At 60.4% G+C, this 21,846-nt stretch carries 19 protein-coding genes; 7 read left to right on the forward strand and 12 right to left on the reverse strand.

What is annotated here, in order from left to right:
* Window positions 1-6: 6 nt before the first annotated feature.
* Window positions 7-2,613, reverse strand: a complete 2,607-nt coding sequence (gene leuS, locus AC1Q6D_RS23315; protein ID WP_103403443.1) for a leucine--tRNA ligase — start codon at window positions 2,611-2,613, stop codon at window positions 7-9.
* Between the two features lie 280 nt (window positions 2,614-2,893).
* On the opposite strand from leuS, the gene AC1Q6D_RS23320 reads away from it, so the two are divergent.
* Together AC1Q6D_RS23320 and AC1Q6D_RS23325 are read left to right on the forward strand one after the other, a co-directional pair.
* Window positions 2,894-3,214, forward strand: coding sequence for a hypothetical protein (locus AC1Q6D_RS23320; protein ID WP_103403444.1), 321 nt, complete (start codon window positions 2,894-2,896; stop codon window positions 3,212-3,214).
* Between the two features lie 105 nt (window positions 3,215-3,319).
* On the forward strand, window positions 3,320-4,081 hold the full coding sequence (locus tag AC1Q6D_RS23325; protein WP_103403445.1) for a YdcF family protein: 762 nt from the start codon (window positions 3,320-3,322) through the stop codon (window positions 4,079-4,081).
* Window positions 4,082-4,157: 76 nt separating this feature from the next.
* On the opposite strand, the gene lnt is transcribed toward AC1Q6D_RS23325, so the two are convergent.
* The 5 genes from lnt to miaB form a co-directional block, all read right to left on the reverse strand.
* Complete coding sequence (gene lnt, locus AC1Q6D_RS23330) at window positions 4,158-5,681, reverse strand: apolipoprotein N-acyltransferase (RefSeq protein ID WP_103403446.1); 1,524 nt, start codon at window positions 5,679-5,681, stop codon at window positions 4,158-4,160.
* A gap of 15 nt (window positions 5,682-5,696) precedes the next feature.
* Window positions 5,697-6,536, reverse strand: a complete 840-nt coding sequence (locus AC1Q6D_RS23335; protein ID WP_046028710.1) for a CorC family transporter — start codon at window positions 6,534-6,536, stop codon at window positions 5,697-5,699.
* A 5-nt stretch (window positions 6,537-6,541) separates the two neighbouring features.
* A complete protein-coding gene (gene ybeY, locus AC1Q6D_RS23340) occupies window positions 6,542-7,036 on the reverse strand; it encodes an rRNA maturation RNase YbeY (protein ID WP_103403447.1) in 495 nt (164 codons plus the stop codon).
* Complete coding sequence (locus AC1Q6D_RS23345; RefSeq protein ID WP_103403448.1) at window positions 7,029-8,033, reverse strand: PhoH family protein; 1,005 nt, start codon at window positions 8,031-8,033, stop codon at window positions 7,029-7,031. Before AC1Q6D_RS23345 ends, ybeY begins: the two co-directional genes overlap by 8 nt.
* A 213-nt stretch (window positions 8,034-8,246) precedes the next feature.
* Complete coding sequence (miaB, locus tag AC1Q6D_RS23350) at window positions 8,247-9,575, reverse strand: tRNA (N6-isopentenyl adenosine(37)-C2)-methylthiotransferase MiaB (RefSeq protein WP_178083105.1); 1,329 nt, start codon at window positions 9,573-9,575, stop codon at window positions 8,247-8,249.
* 135 nt (window positions 9,576-9,710) lie between these two features.
* On the opposite strand from miaB, the gene AC1Q6D_RS23355 reads away from it, so the two are divergent.
* Window positions 9,711-10,040: a DUF1820 family protein gene (locus tag AC1Q6D_RS23355; protein ID WP_003185742.1), complete on the forward strand. Its 330-nt coding sequence runs from the start codon at window positions 9,711-9,713 to the stop codon at window positions 10,038-10,040.
* 68 nt (window positions 10,041-10,108) lie between these two features.
* Here AC1Q6D_RS23355 and AC1Q6D_RS23360 read toward each other — a convergent pair whose 3' ends face one another.
* The 4 genes from AC1Q6D_RS23360 to AC1Q6D_RS23375 form a co-directional block, all read right to left on the reverse strand.
* Window positions 10,109-10,663: a tetratricopeptide repeat protein gene (locus AC1Q6D_RS23360; RefSeq protein ID WP_103403450.1), complete on the reverse strand. Its 555-nt coding sequence runs from the start codon at window positions 10,661-10,663 to the stop codon at window positions 10,109-10,111.
* A gap of 225 nt (window positions 10,664-10,888) precedes the next feature.
* Complete coding sequence (hemL, locus tag AC1Q6D_RS23365) at window positions 10,889-12,172, reverse strand: glutamate-1-semialdehyde 2,1-aminomutase (protein WP_047533682.1); 1,284 nt, start codon at window positions 12,170-12,172, stop codon at window positions 10,889-10,891.
* 15 nt (window positions 12,173-12,187) lie between these two features.
* Entirely contained in the window at window positions 12,188-12,811 is a 624-nt protein-coding gene (thiE, locus tag AC1Q6D_RS23370) for a thiamine phosphate synthase (RefSeq protein WP_103403451.1), read from the reverse strand.
* An 18-nt stretch (window positions 12,812-12,829) separates the two neighbouring features.
* Window positions 12,830-13,627, reverse strand: coding sequence for a hydroxymethylpyrimidine/phosphomethylpyrimidine kinase (locus tag AC1Q6D_RS23375; protein ID WP_034148145.1), 798 nt, complete (start codon window positions 13,625-13,627; stop codon window positions 12,830-12,832).
* A gap of 406 nt (window positions 13,628-14,033) precedes the next feature.
* Between AC1Q6D_RS23375 and AC1Q6D_RS23380 the strand changes: the two genes are divergently transcribed.
* The 4 genes from AC1Q6D_RS23380 to AC1Q6D_RS23395 all read left to right on the forward strand — a co-directional run bounded on the left by AC1Q6D_RS23380 (window position 14,034) and on the right by AC1Q6D_RS23395 (window position 20,560).
* Window positions 14,034-16,394, forward strand: a complete 2,361-nt coding sequence (locus AC1Q6D_RS23380) for a hybrid sensor histidine kinase/response regulator (protein WP_103403452.1) — start codon at window positions 14,034-14,036, stop codon at window positions 16,392-16,394.
* 98 nt (window positions 16,395-16,492) lie between these two features.
* Complete coding sequence (locus tag AC1Q6D_RS23385; RefSeq protein WP_103403453.1) at window positions 16,493-18,142, forward strand: acyl-CoA dehydrogenase family protein; 1,650 nt, start codon at window positions 16,493-16,495, stop codon at window positions 18,140-18,142.
* 176 nt (window positions 18,143-18,318) lie between these two features.
* A complete protein-coding gene (gene amn / locus AC1Q6D_RS23390; protein ID WP_178083106.1) occupies window positions 18,319-19,818 on the forward strand; it encodes an AMP nucleosidase in 1,500 nt (499 codons plus the stop codon).
* Window positions 19,819-19,924: 106 nt separating this feature from the next.
* Entirely contained in the window at window positions 19,925-20,560 is a 636-nt protein-coding gene (locus AC1Q6D_RS23395) for a pseudouridine synthase (protein ID WP_103403454.1), read from the forward strand.
* On the opposite strand, the gene AC1Q6D_RS23400 is transcribed toward AC1Q6D_RS23395, so the two are convergent.
* A complete protein-coding gene (locus tag AC1Q6D_RS23400; protein ID WP_007937369.1) occupies window positions 20,555-20,764 on the reverse strand; it encodes a DUF2788 domain-containing protein in 210 nt (69 codons plus the stop codon). The two genes, AC1Q6D_RS23395 and AC1Q6D_RS23400, sit on opposite strands and share 6 nt — an antisense overlap.
* Before the next feature lie 199 nt (window positions 20,765-20,963).
* A complete protein-coding gene (locus tag AC1Q6D_RS23405; RefSeq protein ID WP_007937367.1) occupies window positions 20,964-21,443 on the reverse strand; it encodes an Lrp/AsnC family transcriptional regulator in 480 nt (159 codons plus the stop codon).
* Window positions 21,444-21,846: the final 403 nt, after the last annotated feature.

Raw genomic sequence — 21,846 nt, forward strand, 5'->3', positions numbered from 1 at the left:
ATCCAATTAGCTGGCGACGATGTTGACCAGTTTCCCGGGCACCACGATCACTTTCCGAATGGTCAGACCGTCGACGAAACGCAGCACGTTCTCGTTGGCGCGTGCGGCGGCTTCGACTTCTTCACGGCTGGCGCTGGCCGGCATGTCGATATGGCCGCGCAGTTTGCCGTTGACCTGGATCACCAGTTGCAGGCTGTCCTGTACCAGCGCGCTCTCGTCCAGCACTGGCCAGGCGGCGTCGATCACCGGTTCGGCGTGACCGAGTTGATTCCACAGCTCGTGACTGATGTGCGGGGTGATCGGGGCCAGCAGCAGGGTCACGGTTTCCAGGCCTTCCTGAACCAGTGCGCGATCCTGCCCGGTGCCTTGCGGGGCTTTTTCCAGCACGTTCATCAGCGTCATCACCTGGGCGATGGCGGTGTTGAATTTGTGGTTCTGGCCGACGTCGTGGCTGGCCTGCTTGATGGCCTGGTGGATCGAGCGGCGAATGGCTTTCTGCTCGTCGTTCAGGCTGGCTACGTCGAGCTTGCCCGGCAGGCCCTGAGTGACGTGCGCTTGAGCCAGGCGCCAGACGCGCTTGAGGAAGCGGTGCGAACCTTCCACCCCGGAGTCGGACCATTCCGCGCTCATGTCCGGTGGCGAGGCGAACATCATGAACAGGCGGCAAGTGTCTGCGCCGAACTGATCGATCATCGACTGTGGGTCAACGCCGTTGTTCTTGGACTTGGCCATCTTCTCGGTGCCACCGATTTCCACCGGCAGGCCATCGGATTTCAATTTGGCGCTGATGACCTTGGCCTTGCTGTCGCGTTCGAGTTCCACGTCCGCCGGGTTGAACCAGGTGTAGGCACCGTTGGCTTCGCGACGATAGTAAGTCTCGGCGATCACCATGCCCTGGGTCAGCAGGTTCTTGAACGGTTCGTTGGAGCTCACCAGGCCTTCGTCGCGCATCAGCTTGTGGAAGAAGCGCGCATAGAGCAGGTGAAGAATCGCGTGTTCGATACCGCCAATGTACTGGTCCACCGGCAGCCAGTGGTCAGCCGCGGATTTTTCCACCAGGCCACCTTCAAAGTGCGGCGAGGCGTAGCGGGCGTAATACCACGAGGACTCGACGAAGGTGTCCATGGTGTCGGTTTCACGCTTGGCAGGCTGGCCGCATTTCGGGCAGCTGCACTCGTAGAACTCGGGCATGCGCGCCAGTGGCGAGCCGGCGCCGTCGGGTACGACGTCTTCCGGCAGCACGACCGGCAGTTGATCTTCCGGTACCGGCACGTCACCGCAGGTTTCGCAGTGAATGATCGGGATCGGGCAGCCCCAGTAGCGTTGACGGCTGATGCCCCAGTCGCGCAGACGGAACTGGGTGCGCGAGGCGCCGAGGTTTTTCTTGATCAGTGCCACTTCAATGGCGTCGAAGGCGCCGGCGAAGTCGAGGCCGTCGAATTCGCCGGAGTTGATCAGCGTGCCGTGTTCGCCATAGGCGTCCTGCCACGGTGCCGGGTTGACGTCACCGGAGCTGGTGCGTACCACGGATTTGACCGGCAGGTTGTACTTGTGGGCGAATTCGAAATCGCGTTCGTCGTGGGCTGGAACGGCCATCACCGCGCCATCGCCGTAATGCATCAGCACGTAGTTGGCGACCCAGACCGGCAGCTTTTCACCGGTCAGCGGGTGTTCGACGAACAGGCCGGTCGGAACGCCTTTCTTCTCCTGGGTGGCGACATCGGCTTCGGCGACGCTGCCGCCCTTGCATTCAGCGATGAACGCCTGCAACTCAGGATTGTTTTGCGCGGCCAGGGTGGCCAGGTGGTGCTCGGCGGCCACGGCGACGTAGGTCGCGCCCATCAGGGTGTCCGGACGGGTGGTGAAGACTTTCAGTGCGCCGGCTTCGCCGATGGAATCGACGTTGTACGGGAACTGCACTTCCATGCCGCGGGATTTGCCGATCCAGTTGCGCTGCATGGTCTTGACCTGTTCAGGCCAGCCAGTCAGCTCGTCGAGACTCTCCAGCAGTTCATCCGCGTAGGCGGTGATCTTGAAGTAGTACATCGGGATTTCGCGCTTCTCGATCAGCGCGCCGGAACGCCAGCCGCGACCGTCGATGACCTGCTCGTTGGCCAGGACGGTCTGATCGACCGGGTCCCAGTTCACGGTGCCGTTCTTGCGGTAGATCACGCCTTTTTCGAACAGGCGGGTGAACAGCCATTGTTCCCAGCGGTAGTAGTCAGGCTTGCAGGTGGTCACTTCGCGCGACCAGTCCACCGCCAGGCCCAGGCTGCGCAGCTGGTTTTTCATGTAGGCGATGTTTTCGTAGGTCCACTTGGCGGGCGCTACGTTGTTCTTCATCGCGGCGTTTTCCGCCGGCATGCCGAAGGCGTCCCAACCCATGGGTTGCAGGACGTTCTTGCCTTGCATGCGCTGATAGCGGGAGATCACGTCGCCGATGGTGTAGTTGCGCACGTGCCCCATGTGTAGCTTGCCGCTGGGGTAAGGGAACATCGACAGGCAGTAGTAAGTCTCCTTGCCTGGCTGTTCACTGACTTCAAAGGACTTTTGCTCGTCCCAGAACGATTGGGCGGCGGCTTCGATTTCACGGGGCTGATATTGTTCGTGCATGGCTACTTTTGAACTGAATAGGGGTGGCCTAATCCTCTTCAATGCGACGCTGGACGGTGAATGCGCCAATTCGGCGTTTCGGTGCCCAGGCGAGCTGGAAGTGGAGTTACAGGAAGCGCCGTAGCATACATGACCGCACTCTATCGAGGGAAACCCTGATTACTGTCGCGCGTCTCGCAAAAAACGCTACGAGGGCCGTTGGTCGCGGCGTTCAGTTGGTTTGTTCATGGAAGCTAAGCTCTAACTGGGGAGTAGGTTTTATCTTCCAATGAGGTGAGGGATGGTTGATTCACAGCAAAAAGCTACAAAACCGGAGTTATATGGAAGACTGATAGATCGTCTTGGAATGGCCCTGGAAGCGGCAAAAACCGCAGGCCGGTTGCGTGATGAGCGTCCGCTTGAGCTGGAATTGCGTGGCCTGAGCCCCGCAGAGTTTGCTCTGGTCAAGGCGTATCTGGATCGTTGTGAGCGTGAAACGCACGGATGCTTGTCCGAGGCAGTGAAGCAACTTGATGCGCCGCATTCAGCCAAGATCATCTGGCTCAAGGACAAAACACCCGGCAGAGACGCGGTAAAGGTCCGGTCTCTGCATTGCAAGTAAGGCATAGCGTCATGCTCCCGGGTTTTTCGAAGCATAGCCTTTCCATATTGATTGTCGCATTACGTCAACCCACTTAGGCTTCGAGCATCTTCATGGAGATGCTCGATGCCTTTTCGTTATTTCTTAAAACAACTTCTGTTGCCGCCGGGCATTCTGTTGCTATTGCTGGCGCTTGCCTGGTGGTGGCGCCGTTCAAGGCCGAGGCTCGCCGCTGTGTGCTTTACCCTGGGCTTGGGCGGCTTCTGGCTGATGAGCTTGCCCATCGTGGTGCAATGGGGCGCCGAGCTGTTGGAGCGCGAGCCGCCGTTGGCGCGCGAGGAGTGGGCCACTTTGGCTCGGCATGCCGATGCGATCGTGGTATTGGGCTCGGGGCGCGAGCGGGGCGATCCGGCATGGGGTGCGGATCAGCCGACGGGCGTGGGCCTGGAGCGCGAACGCTATGCGGCGCGCCTGGCCAAGGCCTCGGGCTTGCCAGTGCTGACCAGTGGCGGCCTGCATTACGGCACGCCGCCGACCGAGGCCCGATTGATGGCCGACTCGTTGCACGATGATTTCGGCGTCACTGTTCGATGGCAGGAAGGGCGCAGCCGTACGACCTGGGAAAACGCGCAATTCAGCGCCGAAGTATTGTTGCCTGAAGGCATCAAGCGCGTGGTGGTGGTGACTCAGGCCTGGCACATGCCGCGAGCTGTCTGGAGCTTCCAGAAGGCAGGGTTTGAAGTGGTGCCTGCGCCCGTGGGTTTTTTAGGCGTGGACAATGCCCGGCCGCTGGGTGGCTGGATGCCGGAATTCAAGTCGATCTGGCAGAGCGGGCAGTTGCTGAATGAGGCGGTGGGGCAAGTGGGGTATTCGTTGTTCTACCGATAGCAACGGCTGGCCAACACCCTGTGGTGAGGGAGTGTGCTCCCTCACCACAAAAAGCCCTCTGTCCAGGGCCCGCAAGTCAGACCGTTTTGGCCATCCGGCTGGCAATCAGTGCCCAGCCAAACAACAGCACGCAAACTATGATCAACGGCCACGAACGCCATTGAAGATAAGGCGTCAGGTTGTGCATCGGCACCACTTCGCCATACAGGATGCCGCGCTCGAACTGCGGGATCTGCGCGGTGATCTGGCCGAACGGGTTGATCAGGCCGGTCACGCCGTTGTTGGTGGCGCGGATCATCCAGCGTCCGGCCTCCAGCGCGCGCATTTGCGCCATCTGCAAGTGTTGCAGCGGACCGATCGAGGTGCCGAACCAGGTATCGTTGCTGATGGTCAGCAGCAAATCGCTTTGTGCCGCGAGGCCGGCAGCGAACTCCGGATACACCACTTCGTAGCAGATGAACGGCGCAATCTGGTAACCCTTGGCCTGCAACATGGCCTGGTCGGCCGGGCCTCGGGCAAAGTCCGACATCGGCAGGTCGAAGAAGGCGATCAAGCCGCGCAGCACATCCTGCAGTGGAACGTATTCGCCAAACGGCACCAATTTCTGCTTGAGGTATGTGCCGTCGCCTTCACCGACCACGGTGATGCCGTTGTAGAAACGTTTTTCGTGGTGGACCATCTGGCGAATCGGCACGCCGGTAATCAACGCCGAGTGACGTTCTGCGGCAAAATTCCCCATCATGTTCAGGTAGCCCTCGGCGGACTCCTTGAGTACCGGGACCGCGGTTTCCGGCCAGATCAGCAGGTCGACGCGTTTGGAGCTGAAGCTCATGTCGCGATAAAGCGCCAGTTGTGCATTGAGCTGCGCCGGGTCCCACTTCATGCTCTGCTCTATATTGCCCTGGATCGCCGCGACACTCAGTGGTGCGCCCGAAGGGCTGGTCCAGGCGTGGTGTTTGAGTGCCATGCCGGCGACCCAGGGGCCGACCAGCAGCACGGCGCCAGCCACGATGAAGCCTTTACGACCCGTGCGCACCAGGCGCATACCGTTGTAGATCAGCGCAGCGGTCAGGGCCAGGGTGAAGGAAATCAGCCACATACCGCCAACGGGGGCGAGCCCCGTCAGTGGGCCATCGAGCTGGCTGTAGCCGGAATACAGCCACGGGAAGCCGGTCAGGAACCAGCCGCGGAAGGCCTCCTGGCCTACCCACAGCGCGGCGAATGCAAGGGCGTCGGCCAGTGGCGCTTCGTTGCGTCGTAGCCAGCGCGCCCAGAGCCAGGCGGGCAGGGCAAAGAACCAGGCAATCGCCGCCGTGAACATCAGCATCAGGAACCCGGCCAGCAAAACCGAAGCGCCACCGAAGTTGTGAATGCTGTAGTAGATCCAGCTGGTACCGGCGCCGAACAGGCCAAAACCGAAACACCAGCCACGGCCGAGTGCCTGGCGAGGGCTCAGTTCGCGCAGACCGGCATAGAAAAGCCCGACCGCCAGCAGTGCCAAGGGCCAGATATCGAACGGCGCCAGGGCCAGGGTGGTGATTGCACCGGCCGCCACGGCCAGCAGGTTACCGGGCCAGCCGGGGCGGGTAGTCCAGCGCATTTCTATCCTTAATATTTACCGGGCGATGGGCGTCAAGCGCAGCAGATGAATCCGACGACTGTCGGCGTTCAGGATGCGGAAGCGATAGGGGCCGATTTCGGTGATTTCGTTGCGTTTTGGCAGGTGCCCGAATGCACTCATTACCAGGCCGCCGACGGTATCGAATTCGTCGTCGGAGAACTCGCTGTCGAAGAATTCGTTGAAGTTCTCGATCGGCGTCAGGGCCTTGATCAGGAAATCTCCGCTGGGCAGCGGCTTGATGTAGCTGTCTTCTTCGACGTCGTGTTCGTCTTCGATGTCGCCGACAATCTGTTCGAGCACGTCTTCGATGGTCACCAGGCCCGCCACGCCGCCGTATTCGTCGATGACGATGGCCATGTGGTTATGGTTGGCGCGGAACTCGCGCAGCAGCACGTTCAAGCGCTTGGACTCCGGCACGAATGTGGCCGGGCGCAGCAGATCCTTGATATTGAAGCTGTCGCCGTTCTCCCGAAGGATCAACGGCAGCAAGTCCTTGGCCAGCAACACGCCCATCACGTCATCGTGGCTCTCGCCGATCACCGGGTAGCGGGAGTGGGCCGAGTCGACCACGGCGGGCAGGAACTCGCGGGGTGTCTGGGTCGCCTTGATGCTGACCATCTGCGAGCGCGGGACCATGATGTCCCGTACTTGCAGGTCAGCGACCTGGATGGCGCCTTCGACGATGGCCAGCGCTTCGCTGTCCAGCAGTTTGTTTTGGTGTGCGTCGCGCAGCAGCTCCAGCAGCTCCTGGCGGTTTTTCGGCTCATGGGCAAAAGCCTGGGTAAGCTTACCCAGCCAGGACTTTTGCCCGTTGCTCGATCGATCTTCGCTCATAGCGATTACTCTGAATCCTTTGTTGTAACGGTTGGGGATGTTTCGGTTTCGTCGTCCGCGTACGGATCGGGATAGCCCAATTCTGCAAGCAACGTTCGTTCCAGTGCTTCCATTTCCTCGGCTTCGTCGTCATCTATATGGTCGTAACCCAGTAGATGCAAGCAGCCGTGAATCACCAGATGAGCCCAGTGGGCCTTGAGTTCCTTGCCCTGTTCGGCGGCTTCGCGCTCGACCACGGCCACGCAGATCACCAGATCGCCCAGCAACGGGATGTCGAGAAACTCGTCGGGTACGTCGGCAGGGAATGACAGGACGTTAGTGGCGTAATCCTTCTGCCGCCAGGTGTGATTCAGTTCGCGGCCTTCGGCTTCGTCGACCAGACGAATGGTCATCTCGGAGTCGGCGCTGCGCTGGCGCAGGGCCAATTCGCACCATTGGCGGAGCTCGGCCTCGCCGGGGGCGGGCGCCTGGGTAGCCAGTTGCAGATCAAGCTCAAGCATCGCGGCGGCTGTCCTTTGGTGCTTCATCGGTCACGCGGTTCTCGAAGCGCTCATAGGCTTCGACAATGCGCTGCACCAACGGATGACGCACAACGTCCTTGGGCATGAAATGGGTAAAGCTGATGCCTGGCACGTCTTTGAGCACTTCGATCACATGGTGCAGCCCGGATTTGGTGCCTTTGGGCAGGTCGACCTGGGTGATGTCACCGGTGATGACGGCGGTAGAGCCGAAGCCGATCCGGGTCAGGAACATTTTCATTTGCTCGACCGTGGTGTTCTGGCTTTCGTCGAGGATGATGAAGCTGTTGTTCAGCGTGCGCCCGCGCATATAAGCCAAGGGGGCGACTTCGATCACCTGGCGTTCGATCAGTTTGGCGACGTATTCGAAGCCGAGCATCTCGTAGAGCGCGTCGTACAGCGGGCGCAAATACGGGTCGATCTTCTGGGACAGATCCCCAGGCAGGAAGCCGAGTTTCTCACCGGCTTCGACCGCTGGACGCACCAACAGAATGCGGCGGATCTGCTCGCGTTCCAGTGCATCGACCGCGCAGGCAACCGCCAGATAGGTCTTGCCGGTACCGGCCGGACCAATGCCGAAGTTGATGTCGTTGCCGAGGATTTCCTTCACGTAGCGCAACTGATTCAAGCCGCGAGGGCGAATCATGCCTTTCTTGGTGCGCAGGGCGACGGAGGCTTCGGCAGGGGAGTGATTGTCCAGCTCTTCAACGGCCGATTCCTGCAGGAACAGGTGAACCATGTCCGGCGACAGCTCCGTACCCTTGGTTTCCCGGTACAGGCGGCGCAGCAGGTTTTCCGCAGAGGTGGTGTGCTTGGGTTCGCCGATCAGCTCGAACTGATTGCCGCGGTTGCGGATCTCGATGGTCAGGCGCTGTTCGATCAAGCGCAGATGCTCGTCGAATTGCCCGCACAAATTGGCGAAGCGGCGAGCTTCAAAAGGCTCGAGGATAAAACGATGTGGTTCGATGGGTGCGTTCAAGGTCGTATTTAGCCGCCCTGGGGCAATAGTGATGAGTTCAAGGATAGCGCCAGTGGCGTGGGTGCGAAAGCTCTTAAATGGATCAACCCATTCTCAAGAACAATGCATTTCACTGTGGGAGCTGGCTTGCCAGCGATGGCGATGTAACTGGCGACATCGTTGTCGGGCTTGCTGGCCCTATCGTTGGCAAGCCTGCTCCCACAGGGATCGGTGTTATTGAATCAGCGAGCCTCGCAGCGAGTGCGGCTGTGCGGCATCGATGTGCACGTCGGCAAACTGACCGATGAGGGTCGGATTGTCACACTTGAAGTTGACGATTCGATTATTTTCGGTCCGGCCTTGCAGCTCTCCGGGGTCTTTTTTCGAATAATCGGTGACCAGAATCCGCTGGATCGACCCGACCATTTGTCGGCTGATTTCGAAGCCTTGTTGGTTCAGGCGATGTTGCAAGGCGTTCAAGCGCTCTTTTTTCAGCTCTTCGGGGGTGTCGTCTGCCAGATCGGCGGCCGGAGTACCTGGACGCTGGCTGTAGACGAACGAATAGGAAAAGTCGAAGCCGACGTCCTGGATCAGTTTCATGGTCTGTTCGAAGTCTTTTTCCGTCTCGCCGGGGAAACCGACGATGAAGTCCGAACTGATGCAGATGCCCGGTACGGCCGCGCGCAGCTTGCGCAGTTTGGATTTGTATTCCAGCGCGGTGTGGTTGCGCTTCATCGCCGCGAGGATGCGGTCCGAGCCTGACTGCACTGGCAAATGCAGGTGTTTCACCAGTTCCGGCACCTCGGCGTGGGCCTGGATCAGGCTGTCGGAGAATTCCAGCGGGTGCGAGGTGGTGTAGCGGATGCGGTCGATGCCATCAATGGCGGCGACCACGCGGATCAGCTCGGCCAGATCGGCCAGGCGACCGTCGTGCGTGGTGCCGCGATAACCGTTGACGTTCTGCCCCAGCAAGGTGACTTCGCGCACGCCGTTTTCAGCCAGGTGAATGATCTCGGCGATCACGTCGTCGAATGGCCGGCTCACTTCTTCGCCGCGGGTGTACGGCACCACGCAGAAGGTGCAGTACTTGCTGCAGCCTTCCATCACCGACACGTAAGCGCTGGGGCCATCGATGCGCGGCTCGGGCAAGTGGTCGAATTTTTCGATTTCCGGGAAAGAAACGTCGACCTGCGGCAGCTTGCTGATGCGTGCGGCGTCGATCATTTCCGGCAGGCGGTGCAAGGTCTGCGGGCCGAAGACGACGTCCACGTAGGGCGCGCGATCTCGAATGGCGGCGCCTTCCTGGCTGGCCACGCAACCGCCGACGGCGATGACCATGTCCGGGTTGGCGAGTTTCAGTTCGCGCCAGCGGCCGAGCTGAGAGTAGACACGATCCTGAGCCCGTTCGCGGATCGAGCAGGTGTTGAGCAGGATCACGTCGGCGTCTTCAGCACGCGCGGTGACTTCCAGGGCCTGGTGTTCGCCCAGCAGATCGACCATGCGCGAGCTGTCGTACTCGTTCATCTGGCAACCGTGGGTTTCGATGTAAAGCTTCTTGGCCATGGAAAGAGTCATCACGTGATTCAAAGAACCGCGCATTATAGGGAACATGCACCCAGGTTCCTACCGCTGCGCGTCCGACGGCTATGCTATAGTTCGCGCCCTCTTTTTTATCCCTCGATGTGTTACCCGCCCACCATGACCAAACGTGAAGCTCCAATCTACAAGGTGATTTTCCTCAACCAGGGCCAGGTGTTCGAAATGTACGCCAAGCAGATCTATCAAAGTGATCTGTGGGGCTTTCTGGAAGTGGAAGAGTTCGTCTTTGGCGAGCGCACGCAAGTGGTCGTCGATCCGAGCGAAGAGAAGCTCAAGGCTCAGTTCGAAGGCGTGGTGCGCAGTTTTGTGCCCATGCATTCGATCGTGCGCATCGACGAAGTCGAGCGCCTGGGCACGCCGAAAATCAGCGAAGCCCGTGGCGCGGTCGGCAATGTCATGCCGTTTCCGATGCCGATGCCTGAGAAGTAAGGTTTCGAGACCGAGTCGTCCCCATCGCGAGCTTGCTCGCGATGGGGCCAGAAAAATCGGTACAGAACTTAAGGCAACGGCGCGAACGGCGTACGCCCATCGGCGCTCTGCAATTCCATCAAATACTTACGGAAAATTTGCCCCAGCACCTGAGTGGCGACTTCCAGTTCTTCGCGAGGCATCTTTTCGGTGACTTCGTCGGCAGTGTCCAGCGCATCTTCGTCGCCATTGACCGCAGCCATTTTCAGCAGGATATACGCCTGAACGTTATTGGCCGGCACGCCTTCACCGTGGAAAAACATGGTGCCGAGTTTGAATTGCGCCTGGGCGTGGCCTTGCAGCGAGGCCTTTTCGAAATAGCTCAGGGCTTGATTGAGGTCGCGCGGGGCGTTTTTGCCTTCGTAGTAAAACTCACCCAACTCGTATTGCGCTTGGGCATCCCCTTCATCCGACGCTTTCTGGCAGGCGGCGAGTGCCTGTGCCAGGTCTTGCGGCTGGGTATTGAGGGTGCAGCGACCCATCGCTGGGATTAACAACGAGTTACCGCCTGCTTGTGCGAGCGCGAGCAGGGGCTGAAGGAGCAACAGGCAGCCCAGTGAAAGGGCGCGGCCGGTGCGGTTCATGGGAATCGACTTACCTCTGAAGGGCGCGCGGACCCATCGAGGGGATCCAATAAGCGCGCATTATGAAATAAGCAGGGCCAACCTTACAAAGTCTTTACTCGTTTTTCTGCTGCGCGGGAAATATATCGCCCACTTTGCTGGGGATTGTTGGCAGATGAGTCGGAAAAAAAGCGGGAATGCAGGTGAAAGCCGACGCTGGCGACGGCCAGCGTCGGCTCGATCACGTTACTTCAGTGCAGCGAACGCGCGCTCAGCGGCATCCAGGGTCAGTTTCAGCTCGGTTTCGCCGTGGGCGATCGAGGTGAAGCCGGCTTCGAACGCGCTTGGCGCCAGGTACACACCACCTTCGAGCATCAGGTGGAAGAAGCGACCGAACAGCGCCGCATCGCTGGCCATCACGTCATCGAAAGTCACGATGTCGTCGGCGCCGCTGAAGTACAGGCCGAACATGCCGCCGGCCTGAGTGGTCACGAACGGGATGCCTGCCGCATCGGCACGTTGTTGCAAGCCATCGAGCAGGCGCGTGGTGTAGTCGGTCAGCTCCGCGTGGAAACCCGGACGGCTGATCAGGCGCAGGGTGGTCAGGCCGGCAGCCATCGCCAGCGGGTTACCCGACAACGTACCGGCCTGGTAGACCGGGCCCAGCGGGGCGATGCGCGACATGATTTCGCGCTTGCCACCGAAGCAGCCGACCGGCATGCCGCCGCCGATGATCTTGCCGAACGTGGTCAGGTCCGGCGTTACGCCGTAGTGAGCCTGGGCGCCGCCCAGGGCGACACGGAAGCCGGTCATCACTTCGTCGAAAATCAGGACCACGCCGTGCTTGTCGCACAGGGTCCGCAGGCCTTCGAGGAAACCTGGCGCCGGTGGTACGCAGTTCATGTTGCCAGCCACCGGTTCAACGATGATGCAGGCCACGTCCTGCCCGACTTCGGCGAGCATCGCTTCAACCGCGTCGATGTCGTTGAATGGCAGGGTCAGGGTGTGTTTGGCGAACGCCGCCGGCACGCCGGCCGAACTCGGTACGCCTTGGGTCAGGGCACCGGAACCGGCCTTGACCAGCAGGCTGTCGGAGTGACCGTGGTAGCAGCCTTCAAACTTGATGATGCTGTCGCGGCCAGTGAAACCGCGGGCCAGACGAATGGCACTCATGGTCGCTTCGGTGCCGGAGCTGACCATGCGCACCATGTCCATCGATGGCACCAGCGAGCAGACCAGGTCGGCCATCTGGGTTTCCATCTCGGTCGGCGCGCCGTAGGACAGGCCGTGCTCCAGTTGTTTGCGCACCGCGTCCAGCACGTCCGGGTGGCTGTGGCCGAGAATCATCGGGCCCCAGGAGCCGACGTAATCCACATAACGCTTGTTGTCTTCGTCGGTGACGTAGGCGCCTTCAGCGTGTTTGAAGAACAACGGCGTGCCGCCAACGCTCTTGAACGCGCGCACTGGCGAGTTCACGCCACCGGGAATGTGTTTCTGGGCATTGGCAAATAGGGTTTCGGAACGAGACATGTGCGGACTCTCAAATCAGATTTTTAGTAATTCATTGAATGCGCGGGCGCGGCGGGTCACTTCGGTCGTGCTCTCGGCGCCAAACAAACCATGCACCACGGCCAGCAGATCGACGCCATGGGCCACCAGCGGGGCGGCGTTGTCCAGGGTGATGCCGCCGATCGCACAGATCGGCAGGTGCAATTGCTGGCGCGCCTGGTCCAGAAGATCGAGGCTGCAGGTCGGGGCGCCGGGCTTGGTGTTGGAATTGAAGAAGCGTCCGAACGCGACATAACTGGCGCCTTCCTTGACAGCTTGCTCGGCCAGGTCGAGCCGTGCATGGCAGGTCGAACCGATGATGGCTTTGGAGCCGAGCAGGGCGCGGGTCGGCGACAACGGGCCGTCGGTTTGGCCCAGGTGTACGCCTACGTTCAGGCGTGCGGCCAGTTCGGCGTCGTCATTGATGATCAACTGCGTCTTGTAGCGCTCGCACAAATTGCGCAGGGCTTGCGCCTCGCGCAGTCGACGGGCCTCATCGCTGCTCTTGTCGCGGTACTGCAGCAGGGTGACGCCGCCTTCCAGCGCCGCCTCCACGTACGAGAGAAATTTACCGGCCAGCAATTGGCTGTCGGTAATGGCGTACAGGCCACGTAGTTTCATCGGACAGGCCTCATGGCGTTACGAACAGAAGTCCAGTGGCAGGCGGCGTGGCACGAATTGCCCTTTGCCCAGTTGCTCCGCGTCACGCAGGGTGCGCCACGTGTAGTTAAGTGCAGTCTGTACGGCGCTGGCGAGGTTTTCACCCTGGGCCAGACGGCCGGCGAGGGCACTGGCCAGGGTGCAGCCGGAACCGTGATAACTGCCCGGCAGGCGCTGACAGGTAAAAGTGTCGCGATGGCCGTCGCGGCTGTAGAGGCGATTGTGGATTTCGGTTTCGTCGCCATGGCCGCCGGTGATCAGCAGGTGTTTGACGAACGGCAGGAGTTTTTCAGCGCACTCGTCCGCGGTGCCTTCGGGCAGTTCGGCGAGGATTCGGGCTTCGGGAAGGTTAGGGGTGGCGATGATCGAGAGCGGCAGCAAGCGTTCGCGCATGGCGTAGCCGACTTCATCCTTGCCCAGGCGTCCGCCGCCGCCAGCGCGCAGCACCGGGTCGCAGACCACTGGCAGGTGCGGGTGCGCCGAGAGCAGTTCGACCACGGTGTCGACCATTTCCAGCGAACCGAGCATGCCCAGTTTGACGGCCGCGACCTCGGAATCGTTGAGCACGGCATTGGCCTGGGCCAACACCCACTCACGGTCGAGGACACGGAAGTCAGTGACATTGACCGTGTCTTGCACGGTCAGGGCAGTGACGGCCGGAGCCGCATGGCAACCCTGAGCGAGCAGGGCTTCGATATCTGCCTGCAAGCCGGCGCCACCACTTGGGTCGTGGCCGGAGAGACAGAGGACAACGGGGCGAGAGCTGTAGATATTCATGGTGCGCGAGCTTACCACCAAACATCTTTTTTCGGATGCTGCGACATGCTTGTGGCGAGGGGAGCTTGCTCCCGCTCGAGTGCGAAGCAGTCGTCAAGTCCAATGGCTCGGCGCAACTGACAAAACGTTGGGGCCGCTTCGCAGCCTGGCGGGAGCAAGCACCCTCGCCACAGGTGTTCGCTCAGGTATTTTTACAAGCGGATCAATCAAACAGCTCTAGCTCAATAATCTCCGCTGAAAAGCCCGTTCTAGAGCCTTTGCAGGAAAAATTTCAGTAGTGCTCAATGGCCATCAACGGCTATGCTAGAGTGGATCCAAATCAATAACAGGTAATACCGGTTTTACGTCTGCTCAAAAGGAATGGGGGGCTTCCTGACAGAACCGGATAGGCCACGCTGGGGCACCAATGCGCTATTTGCTAATGTTGATGTTGTGTTTGCCCATTTTGGCGAACGCCGTCGAATTCGATGAGTTCACTCAAAGCCTCCCCCTGGGCCGATCCCTGCAGGTGTTTGAAGACGCAAGTGGTCAGGCGACCGTTGCGGACGTGCGCGCACAAGCGGCGGCCGGTAACTTCAAACCCCATGACAAAGCCACCCTCAATGCCGGCTACTCGCGTTCAGTGTTCTGGCTGAAAATCGACTTGCAGTACCGCCCGACCGACCCGACGGCGCAACGGACCTGGCTGCTGGAGCTGGCGTATCCACCCCTCGATCACCTTGACCTCTACTTGCCTGATGCAGCCGGCAACTATCAATTGGTTCGCCAGACGGGCGATGCCTTGCCGTTCGCCAGCCGCGAGATCCGTCAGAACAACTACCTGTTCAGTCTGAACTTCACCCCCGGCCAGACCCAAACCCTGTACCTGCGCTTGCAAAGTGAGGGCTCGATCCAGGCGCCGGTGACATTGTGGTCAAGCACCGCCTACCTCGAAGAGCAGCCGGTGCGACTCTATGTGTTGGGCCTGATCTATGGCGTGTTGCTGGGGATGCTGGTCTACAACCTGTTCATCTACCTCAGTGTGCGCGACACCAGTTACCTCTATTACATCGTCTACATTGCCTCGTTTGGCCTGTACCAGCTCTCTGTGAATGGTGCGGCCGTGCAGTATTTCTGGCCGGACAACCCCTGGTGGGCCAACGCTGCGACGCCATTTTTCATTGGTTGCGCCGGACTGTTCGGCAGCCAGTTCGCTCGCAGCTTCTTGCAGACGGCCACCCACAGTCGCTGGCTCGATCGCCTGTTGCTGGCATTGGTGTCGTTCAGCGCGCTGGTGGTCGGATTGTCCTTGATGACCAGTTACGCCCTGGCCCTGCGCCTGGCCACGGCGCTGGCGCTGACCTTTACCGTGGTGATCTTTTCTGCGGGGATTTTCGCTTGGCTACGTGGTCTGCGAGTGGCGCGGTATTTCATCATTGCCTGGTCGGCTTTTTTGCTGGGCGGCATCATCAACACGCTGATGGTGCTGGGTTATCTGCCGAACGTGTTCCTGACCATGTACTCCAGCCAGATCGGTTCGGCCATCGAAGTGGCACTGCTGTCCCTGGCCCTGGCCGACCGCATCAATGCGATGCGCGAACAGCAGGCGCAAACGTTGTTCGACGCCGGGCAAAAACTTGAAGTGCTCAACCAGCAACTGGCCCACAGTAACAAGCTCAAGGACGAATTCCTGGCCACCCTGACCCATGAGCTGCGCACGCCCATGAACGGGGTGATCGGCTCACTGGAGCTGATGCAGACCGTCGAGATGGACCCCGAGCTGGAGCAATACCAGCAAACAGCCGCGGGATCGGCGCGGGAGATGATGCGTATGGTCAACGGCATCCTGACCCTGACCGAGTTGCAGGCCGGCAAGCTCAAGGCTTACCCGACGACATTCAGTTTGCGCGGTGTGGTCGAGGCGTTGCGTGTGCAATTCGACAGCAGTGCGTCGAGCAAATCGCTGGACTTCAAGGTCGACGTGGCACCCGGCGTGCCGGACCGATTGCATGGCGATAGCACCAAGTTGGCGCAATGCCTGGAATGCCTGCTGGATAACGCGATCAAATTCACCAAGGTGGGAGGGTTGGCGTTGCGGGTGACGGGTAAAACCGTCGAGCCTGACCGACTCGCGCTGTCCTTCGCGGTGATCGACACCGGCATCGGCTTTACCGATCTGGGGGAGGCGACCATGTATCAACGCTTCTTCCAGCTCGATGGTTCGATGACCCGTGAATACGGTGGCTTGGGCGTGGGTCTGGCCATCTGCCGGCAGTTGGTGGAGTTGCTTGGCGGACGCCTGACCCATCGCTCCGAGCCTGGGCGTGGGAGTCGCTTCCAGCTCGATGTCGAGTTCGAAGTGCCAGCGTCGGAACGTTCGACGGTGCCCTCTATGGCCCGGGATTTCCCGCGCCTGCGCCTGCCGCAGGATTGCTCGGTGTTGCTGGCGGACGAAAACAGCATCAATCAGTTGGTGATGCGCGGCATGTTGCTCAAGCTCGGGTTCCGGGTCCGCACGGCTGACAGCGGCCAAACCGCACTCGAATTGTTGCAGTGTGAAACCTTCGACGCCGTGCTGCTCGATTGTCAGTTGCCGGCCGTGGAGGGTGTGTCGTTGTGCTGCCAGATTCGCGCCTTGCCGGGCTGCGCCGAGGTGCCGATATTCATCATCGCACTGGGCGTTGAACGGGAGCGCTGCCCGACCGGCGCGTTGATCGACTACCTGAACAAACCGGTGAAATTCGAAGATTTGCAGGCTGCGCTCTATCGACGGGTGCTTTGCGCGTAACAGGGCGAAAGCGCCGGCAGTTAGGCAGATATGACACTTTGATCAGCCCAAGGGCGGTGCTTAACTGAGGTCCCTTGGCTGACCAAAGGAGCCCCGTCATGAACCTGCATCAGTTTGCCGAAACCCACGAAGTCACCAACCAGCCACCGTCTCTGGACGGCATCAACCTGTATCGCATCGACCTGCCGTTGCAGGAGTGGTCGCGGCGCTTCGGGGCCGGTTGGGCCGAATCGCGGATCGATGCGTACGGTGCGCTGGCGGGCGGGCCGCTGATGGAAGCGGGATTCCTGGCCAATCAGAACAAACCGGTGTTCAACAGTCACGACCGCTTTGGCCATCGTATCGACCTGGTGGAGTTTCACCCGGCCTATCACCAACTGATGCGCACGGCGATCGAGCATGGCCTGACCTCCTTGCCCTGGGCACACCCCCAGGACGGTGCCCATGTTGCCCGCGCGTCCATGACCTATTTGCACAGCCAGGCCGAAGCCGGCAGTGGCTGCCCGCTGACCATGACGTTCGCCAGCGTGCCGGCACTGCGTCTGCAGCCGGATCTGGCCAGACAATGGCTGCCGAAAATTCTTGCCACCGAATACGACCCGCGCAACGTCGGCATGGTCCATAAGGCCGGGGTCACCATTGGCATGGCCATGACCGAGAAACAGGGTGGCACCGACGTTCGTGCCAACACCACCAAGGCTTATCCGGTCGGTGCCAGCGGTCCTGGCCAGGCTTACGAACTGGTGGGGCACAAGTGGTTCTGTTCGGCGCCGATGTGCGATGCCTTTCTGACGCTTGCGCAAACGGACAAGGGCTTGACCTGTTTCCTGCTGCCGCGCCATCGCCCGGATGACACGCGCAATCAGTTCTACATCCAGCGCCTGAAAAACAAGCTCGGCAACGGCTCCAACGCCTCCAGCGAAGTGGAGTTTCGTGGTGCGCTGGCGTGGATGGTCGGCGAAGAGGGGCGCGGTGTTCCCACCATCATCGAAATGGTGGCCATGACCCGCTTCGATTGCATGGTCGGTTCCAGTTCGCTGATGCGCCAGGCCCTGACCCAGGCCAGCCATCACTGTGCGCACCGCTCGGTCGGCGGCAAATTGCTCAGCGAACAGCCATTGATGCAAAACGTGCTGGCGGACCTGGCACTGGAAAGCGAAGCGGCGCTGGCCTTGAGCTTGCGCATGGGCCGGGCGCTGGATCATCTGGAGAGTGAGCAGGAAGCGAAATTCGCCCGACTGGTGACGGCGGTGGGCAAGTACTGGATCTGCAAGCGCGCGCCAGCCATGATCAACGAAGCCGCTGAATGCATGGGGGGGGCCGGATATGTCGAAGACAGCATCCTGCCACGGCTGTACCGCGAAGCACCGGTCAACTCGACGTGGGAAGGCTCCGGCAACGTGCAATGCCTCGATGTGCTGCGGGCGCTGTCCAAAGAGCCTGGCGTGCTGGACGTATTGTTCAACGAGCTGGGCGACGGCCATGGCGACAAGCGCCTGGCCGCGCACATCAATCGGTTGCAGACAGCCTTCAAGGACACCAGTGACATTCAGTACCGTGCCCGGCAATTGACCGAAGACATTGCCCTGGGGCTGCAGGCCAAGCTGCTGCTGGAGGCGGGCAATGCGGCGGTCAGCGATGCCTTCATCGCCAGTCGTCTCGGTTCCGCCGGACGTGTATATGGCGCGTTGCCACGGGGGCTGGAGGTGGAAGCCATTGTCGCGCGGTCGATCCCGCAGGGCTTTTGATCACCATCAACCTACTGTGGGAGCGAGCCTGCTCGCGATAGCGAACTTCCATTCAACCAAAATGTTGGATGTGATGGCCTGATCGCGAGCAGGCTCGCTCCCACAGGATTTTCGGTGTGTGCAATATTTTTTGTATCAGCATGCCACTGTTCCCGTGAAGCGACGATGCAGGCAAGATGAAGGCCTGCAAGTCAGAACACAGGATGCTGATCGTGACCGAAGCTTTTATTGTCGTTCAAACCGCCGAGCAAGCCGTTGACCGGCTTGCGCTCTTGCACAATCGTGCAACCACCGCTCTGAGTCAGGCGCTCAAGCGCTACCTCAAGGATCGTGTCGAACCGGACGCCGAGCAGCGGGCAATGTTTCGATATCCCGAACTGCGTCTGACCTACCTTTGCCAGGGCGAAGTCCCGCAGACCACCCGCGCCTACGCCAAGGTCCAGTTGCCAGGCACCTACAGCGTCACCGTCACCCACCCTTCGGCGTTCCGTAAGTACCTGCTGGAACAGCTTGTGCCCTTGATGCACGACTTCACCGTGACCGTAGAGGTCGGTGTCAGTCAGCAAAACATCCCGTATCCGTATGTCGTCGAACAGGGCGATGAGCTGGCCGGCTCTGGCGTCACCGCTGCCGTGCTGGCTCGGGTGTTCCCAAGCACCGACCTGTCGGCGGCGACCGACGGCATTGCCGATGGCTTGTACGACTGGGAAAACACCGATCCGCTGCCACTGGCGCTGTTCGATGCCGCGCGGGTGGATTTCTCCCTGCGCCGACTGGTGCACTACACCGGTAGCGACTGGCGTCATGTACAGCCGTGGATTCTGCTGACCAACTACCACCGTTACGTTGACCAGTTCATCGTCCATGGCCTGGAACAATTGCGCAAAGACCCGCGTTTCGTGCGCATGGTGCTGCCGGGCAACGTGATCATCGAAAAGAGCATGGACCACGGCGAAGCCTCGGCGATTGCGGCGGGCGTGGTTTGGCACCGCTACCAGATGCCGGCCTATCACCTGATCGCCAGCGACGGTCACGGGGTGACCCTGGTGAACATCGGCGTCGGCCCGTCCAACGCGAAGAACATCACCGATCACCTGGCGGTGCTGCGTCCGCACTGCTGGCTGATGATTGGTCACTGTGGCGGCTTGCGTCAGTCACAGACCATTGGCGACTACGTGCTGGCGCACGCCTACATGCGCCGCGACGGGATTCTCGACCGGGTGGTGCCACCGAACATTCCGATCCCGGCCCTGGCCGAAGTGCAGATGGCCTTGCAGCAAGCGGCGGCCAACATCACCGGCGAGCAAGGCGACCAATTGAAGAAACGCCTGCGCACCGGCACCGTATTGACCTACGACGACCGTAACTGGGAGCTGCGCTGGGCCCAGGAGCGTCCGCTGATCAACCTGTCTCGCGCCGTCGCGGTGGACATGGAAAGCGGCACCATCGCCGCCCAGGGCTATCGCCTGCGTGTGCCTTACGGCACGTTGCTCTGCGTGTCGGACAAGCCGCTGCACAGTGAAATCAAGCTGCCGGGCTCGGCCAACGCCTTCTATGAACGCGCGGTCAGCCAGCATTTGAAGATCGGCATCGAGGCGGTGGACTTGCTGCGCACCGAACTCAACTCGCTGCACTCGCGCAAACTGCGCAGCTTCGACGAACCGCCGTTCCGCTAACGGTTTGTCATGGTCATTTAGCGGTCGGGGCAAGGGCGTGGCAGTGGTAATTATTGATGGCGCGCCCTAGCATTGTCAGCCCTGACCGTTAGATGTCTCTTTTGCCATGTCCCGTCCTCAACGTCCCGTTTCCCGCCGTCCTGGCGCGAAGCCATCCCCTTCGGCCCCGCGCCGTGTCGCCAAGGCGCCACCGGCCGAGCCCAAACTGATCCTGTTCAACAAACCCTTCGATGTGCTGACGCAATTCAGCGATGGCGAAGGTCGGGCGACGCTCAAGGACTTTATCGATATTCCGGGGATTTACCCCGCCGGACGGCTGGACCGTGACAGCGAAGGCTTGCTGCTGCTGACCAACGACGGCCAGCTACAGGCGCGGATCGCCGACCCGAAGCACAAACTGGCCAAGACCTATTGGGTGCAAGTGGAAGGTGAGCCGAGCGCCGAGCAGTTGCAGCGTTTGCGCGATGGCGTGGAGTTGAACGACGGCATGACCTTGCCTGCCGAGGCGCGGCAACTCGACGAACCCGAGTTGTGGCCGCGCAATCCGCCGGTGCGCTTTCGCAAGAGTGTGCCGACCCGTTGGCTGGAGCTGGTGATTCGCGAGGGGCGAAACCGTCAGGTGCGCCGCATGACGGCGGCGGTCGGGCTGCCAACCTTGCGCCTGGTGCGGGTCAGAATCGGCGACTGGAGCCTCGAAGGGCTCGATCAGGGCCAGTGGAAGGAAGTGCCGGCGCGCTTATAAGGTGCCGGACTCGATCAATCCGATCACCACGCTCTTGATGACGAACGCCGCCACGCCAAGGCCCAGCACGAAGAACAGAATGAACGAGCCGAAACGCCCGGCCTTGGACTTCTTCGCCAGATCCCAGACGATGAAACCCATGAAAATGATCAGGATGGAGACCAGGCCGGTCATCATCCACTCTTCGAAAACTGCAGGATCCATTGAACATCTCCAGCGCGGGCGAGGCTAAAAGGGCGCGGGGAGTATACGCCTCGCTAGGGGAGGGCAGTATTGACCTGCGGCGGTGTGTCGCAGTCATTCGTCGGCTGTTGCGGCCCCATCGCGAGCAAGCTCGCTCCTACAGTTGATCCTGGCGCGCTGAAGATCCCCTGTAGGAACTGGCTTGCCAGCGAAGGCGCCCTTAGCTACGAAGATGAGTCAGCGGCAATTCTGTGCTGTTCAAAACCTGATTCAACACAAAACTGGAGCGCACGCTGGTCACGCCTTCAATTCGCGTCAGGTGCCCCAGCAGCAGTTTCTGATAGTGATCCATGTCCGGCACCACGACCTTGAGCTGATAATCGGCATCCATCCCGGTCACCAGGCTGCATTCCAGGACTTGCGGCAAGGTACGGATAGCCGCTTCGAAGTTCTCGAAGCGCTCTGGCGTATGGCGGTCCATGCCGATCAGCACATACGCCGTCAGGCTCAGGCCGAGCATCTTGCGGTCGAGCAAGGCGACCTGGCGGGAAATGTAGCCGTCGTCCTCCAGTTGCTTGACCCGCCGTGAGCAGGGCGACGGTGACAGGCCGATGCGTTCGGCCAGCTCCTGATTGGAGATGCGTGCATCACGCTGCAATTCAGCCAAAATGCTCAGGTCGTATCGGTCGAGTTTGCTCATCAATCAGGCCTTTGTCATAACTATTGCGACAGATTATCTATCCAGGGTTAAAAATTGCGCAAGTAGTGTTTATTTGAGCAATCTTCGCAATCCTCTGCTGGCTCTCCGAGCCTATTCTTATCACCAGAATCACTGCTCGGACAAACAGTCCAGTGCGGCTCGCCCAATCAGGCCAGCTGCGGTCGCCACCCCCACAGGGGATGTGCCGGCCCCCGAGCTACACACTGTCCAGAAGACGGCGTGAGGTGAGCCGACGTCAAAAGCGTCGAGCACGGACGAAGTTCTCAAGGGGAGGCCGACAGGTCTCCCCTTTTTCTATGCCTGGAATATAGTGCTGCCCCTCAATAAATAAGTTTCGCGACTGATAACCTGTGGCAGAACCAGCCTGTGCATTTCCAGTCTT

The sequence above is a fragment of the Pseudomonas sp. MT92 genome (assembly GCF_058792515.1).

What these genes read in the sequence shown, in the direction of transcription:
- leuS (WP_103403443.1), bottom strand. Translation starts at nt 2,613, where the DNA reads ATGCACGAACAATATCAGCCCCGTGAAATCGAAGCCGCCGCCCAATCG.
- AC1Q6D_RS23320 (WP_103403444.1), top strand. Translation starts at nt 2,894, where the DNA reads ATGGTTGATTCACAGCAAAAAGCTACAAAACCGGAGTTATATGGAAGA.
- AC1Q6D_RS23325 (WP_103403445.1), top strand. Translation starts at nt 3,320, where the DNA reads ATGCCTTTTCGTTATTTCTTAAAACAACTTCTGTTGCCGCCGGGCATT.
- lnt (WP_103403446.1), bottom strand. Translation starts at nt 5,681, where the DNA reads ATGCGCTGGACTACCCGCCCCGGCTGGCCCGGTAACCTGCTGGCCGTG.
- AC1Q6D_RS23335 (WP_046028710.1), bottom strand. Translation starts at nt 6,536, where the DNA reads ATGAGCGAAGATCGATCGAGCAACGGGCAAAAGTCCTGGCTGGGTAAG.
- ybeY (WP_103403447.1), bottom strand. Translation starts at nt 7,036, where the DNA reads ATGCTTGAGCTTGATCTGCAACTGGCTACCCAGGCGCCCGCCCCCGGC.
- miaB (WP_178083105.1), bottom strand. Translation starts at nt 9,575, where the DNA reads ATGGCCAAGAAGCTTTACATCGAAACCCACGGTTGCCAGATGAACGAG.
- AC1Q6D_RS23355 (WP_003185742.1), top strand. Translation starts at nt 9,711, where the DNA reads ATGACCAAACGTGAAGCTCCAATCTACAAGGTGATTTTCCTCAACCAG.
- AC1Q6D_RS23360 (WP_103403450.1), bottom strand. Translation starts at nt 10,663, where the DNA reads ATGAACCGCACCGGCCGCGCCCTTTCACTGGGCTGCCTGTTGCTCCTT.
- hemL (WP_047533682.1), bottom strand. Translation starts at nt 12,172, where the DNA reads ATGTCTCGTTCCGAAACCCTATTTGCCAATGCCCAGAAACACATTCCC.
- thiE (WP_103403451.1), bottom strand. Translation starts at nt 12,811, where the DNA reads ATGAAACTACGTGGCCTGTACGCCATTACCGACAGCCAATTGCTGGCC.
- AC1Q6D_RS23375 (WP_034148145.1), bottom strand. Translation starts at nt 13,627, where the DNA reads ATGAATATCTACAGCTCTCGCCCCGTTGTCCTCTGTCTCTCCGGCCAC.
- AC1Q6D_RS23380 (WP_103403452.1), top strand. Translation starts at nt 14,034, where the DNA reads ATGCGCTATTTGCTAATGTTGATGTTGTGTTTGCCCATTTTGGCGAAC.
- AC1Q6D_RS23385 (WP_103403453.1), top strand. Translation starts at nt 16,493, where the DNA reads ATGAACCTGCATCAGTTTGCCGAAACCCACGAAGTCACCAACCAGCCA.
- amn (WP_178083106.1), top strand. Translation starts at nt 18,319, where the DNA reads ATGAAGGCCTGCAAGTCAGAACACAGGATGCTGATCGTGACCGAAGCT.
- AC1Q6D_RS23395 (WP_103403454.1), top strand. Translation starts at nt 19,925, where the DNA reads ATGTCCCGTCCTCAACGTCCCGTTTCCCGCCGTCCTGGCGCGAAGCCA.
- AC1Q6D_RS23400 (WP_007937369.1), bottom strand. Translation starts at nt 20,764, where the DNA reads ATGGATCCTGCAGTTTTCGAAGAGTGGATGATGACCGGCCTGGTCTCC.
- AC1Q6D_RS23405 (WP_007937367.1), bottom strand. Translation starts at nt 21,443, where the DNA reads ATGAGCAAACTCGACCGATACGACCTGAGCATTTTGGCTGAATTGCAG.